Origin of the sequence: Chamaesiphon polymorphus CCALA 037 (assembly GCF_003003845.1) — a bacterium.
Taxonomy (GTDB): Bacteria; Cyanobacteriota; Cyanobacteriia; order Cyanobacteriales; family Chamaesiphonaceae; genus Chamaesiphon; species Chamaesiphon polymorphus.
Genome location: NZ_PVWO01000608.1, coordinates 1 through 3,044, shown reverse-complemented (window position 1 = coordinate 3,044; position 3,044 = coordinate 1). Strand labels below are relative to the sequence as shown.

The 3,044-nt window shown below is 45.6% G+C and carries 2 protein-coding genes; both read right to left on the bottom strand.

The window, feature by feature from the left end; all coding sequences use genetic code 11:
• Positions 1–34 precede the first annotated feature (34 nt).
• Positions 35–1,105 (bottom strand): hypothetical protein, encoded by a 1,071-nt coding sequence (locus C7B77_RS27105; RefSeq protein ID WP_146138549.1) that lies wholly within the window; start codon positions 1,103–1,105, stop codon positions 35–37.
• Between the two features lie 279 nt (positions 1,106–1,384).
• A partial coding sequence (locus C7B77_RS27100) for a hydantoinase B/oxoprolinase family protein (protein WP_245894470.1) occupies positions 1,385–3,044 on the bottom strand: 1,660 nt, incomplete at its 5' end.

Below are 3,044 nucleotides of genomic sequence, written 5' to 3'. Positions count from 1 at the left end.
TTGATATATTTTAAATAAGATTAAACTGTTAGATTTAGATGTTGTTCAGATTGCGCTCGACGAGCTTAATAATTTTCTGCGTTCGTTGGTGTCTACCAGTATCTTTTGGATGATAAGGAGTGTTATACATCAGCTCTGGAGCTAATAAAGCATCTTGCAGCGTATCGCGAAACTCGATCTTCCGCTCTTTCCAGAAGTTTTTTATTTCCTGGGTACATTTCTTAAAAGCTATAGCTTCAGAGTGTTTTGAGTGAGTCGATACTGGATAAAGAGGAATAATTTTGGCTCCGATCCTATTGGTGGCTGTGACAAATTTGCTAATATACCCTTTTGGGTCGATTTGCTCGGTATTAGTAGCTGAAGATAATACTGGTTCTAGAACTTTGGGATTAATTTGGATGTTATCTCTACCCACATTGCAAGTTTCATCGCCAAAATTATTAATTGTTAGCCCGCTATAGCAGTTATCATCTTTGCGATCTTTTTGTTGTTGAAGTCTTGCTGAAATATCCTGTCTTGACAAACGACCGCGAAAATAACTTTGATATTCTGGTGTTCTGATATCTTGAAAAGCATTACGTAGCAAGAAGCGTAAAAGTGCTAGTGATGAAATTTGCTGGAGCGATTCTCGATCGTAAGAAATCATAAATGAATTAAGCGTACTCGCTCGATCTTCAAAATCATCCGATATTCCTGAAGAATAGTAGAGTGAGTACTCGATTGGTAGTAAAATAAGATCTCCTTTCCTAATTATCTTTGCGGCTCGATTTAGAATATATTCGCCACCTAGTCCAGCATGGGAAGATAGATTAATTGTTTCGATACCAGTTGCTTGAGAAATTTTTTCTGCTGAAATTCCAAATAAGCCATTACTGCCTGATACGATTAAGATTCTCTGCCGATTGGGCTGAATCTTTACAGCTAGCTGTTCTTTTTTAAGAATTGTTGAATTCAACCAATCCTCCGTTCCTATCATCCGATCTGTCTTCAATAAAATACTTAGATCGAGTATGCTTTTGGATAATGGATACATACTTAGTAATGACAGAAAAATAATTCCATAGATCTGATACTTTAAGGCATTTTTTGCCATGCTTTTCTTCATACAAAGCTTCAATTTAATTTGCTAAAATTATCTATGTTGTTTACTAATCGATCTCAGATAATCTCGTTGGCATAGCCTCTCGTAAGAGAATCGCGCCCTGCGACCTTCACTTGACTGAGTTCGCGGGGGATAGACACAGATTAAATACATATCGATCGAGTGGAGACTATCCTCTCGTTCGATATGGACTATACATTATCATTCACCCAGAACTTTAATGTAATATGGATTACTAAAATAATGAAAATTTAATTTTTAAGATTTTGTCAAGATGACAACTCATGGCGTCCCAAAGCCACCACCGCCAGGAGTCTCGATCGAGAAAACATCCCCTTCATTCATCTGCACTTCTGCTTTGCTTCCTAATAACTCCACAGAGCCATCTTTGCGCTCGATCGAATTTCGCCCCACAGCTCCCGACTCCCCACCTGCCAAACCAAACGGTGGAACTAGCCGATGTCCCGATAAAATTCCCATCGTCATTGCCTCCTGGCAACGGATGCGCCGAATGACGCCGTTTCCGCCAGAATATTTACCACGTCCGCCGCTACCCGCGCGAATGCGGAAACTCTCCAAGAGCACGGGGAATCGCAATTCTAGGACTTCTGGATCTGTCAGCCGCGAATTCGTCATGTGGGTTTGCACCGCATCGGTACCGGGGAAAGTTGCCCCAGCACCAGAACCGCCGCAGATCGTTTCGTAGTATTGGTAGCGATCGGTACCAAAGGTAAAATTATTCATCGTACCTTGAGCCGCTGCCATGACTCCCAGCGCGCCATAGAGAGCATTCGCGATCGCTTGAGAGGTTTCGACATTGCCAGCGACTACCGCAGCCGGATACTGCGGCGCGAGCATCGATCCGGTGGGGACGATGATGTGCAACGGTTTGAGGCAACCAGCATTGAGCGGAATATCGTCGTCAACGAGGGTACGGAACACATACAACACCACCGCTTTGCAGATCGCTAACGGGGCGTTGAGGTTGGTGGGTTGTTGGGGCGATGTGCCTGTAAAATCAATCGTTGCCGATCGAGTGACTCGATCGATCGCAATCTGCACCTGAATCTGGCAACCGTCGTCCATCGGATAGGTAAAAGTCCCCGGATTGAGGACAGAAATCGCCCGTCGCACGGATTCTTCGGCATTGTCCCGGACGTGTTGCATGTAGGCTTCGACAGTCTCTAAGCCGTATTTATCGATCGTTGCCAACAGAACTCGGACACCCCGCTCGTTTGCCGCAATTTGGGCTTGCAGATCGGCGATATTTTGCTGGGGATTGCGCGCGGGATAGTGGCTCTCAGCCAAGAGCAACAACACCTCAGTCAGCCGAAATCGACCGCCAGCGACGAGTTGGAAATTATCGATTAAAATGCCCTCCTGCTCGATCGAGGTACTGTGTGGGGGCATAGAGCCAGGAGTGATGCCACCGATATCGGCATGATGTCCGCGCGATGCCACGTAAAATACCGGAGTCGGCTCGTTGGGCAGAAAAATCGGCGTAATTGCGGTGATATCGGGCAGATGAGTACCGCCGTTGTAGGGATTATTGGAGATATAGACATCACCTGGTTGCAGGGTTGCACCCCGCGCTTGGATCAGGCTGGTGACACTTTCGCTCATCGAACCCAGATGCACGGGAATATGGGGTGCGTTGGCGACTAATTCTCCAGATCGATCGAATATGGCACAACTAAAATCTAGGCGTTCTTTGATATTGACGGAGTAGCTGGTATTTTGAAGCGTTATTCCCATCTCTTCCGCGATCGATTTAAGCAGATTATTGAATATTTCCAGGCGCACTGGATCTGGTTGAGATGGTGTTACCCCCCCAACCCCCCTTATAAAGGGGGGCTTTAGATCGTCAGTGCGATGTGTAAATGTTGAAATAGCCTCAAACCCAACACCAAACCGAGGATCTAGCTCCCTCCCCTTATAAAGG

Bases quoted from the DNA above. Each gene is read 5' to 3' on its own strand.
- C7B77_RS27105 (WP_146138549.1), bottom strand. From the start codon at position 1,105: ATGAAGAAAAGCATGGCAAAAAATGCCTTAAAGTATCAGATCTATGGA.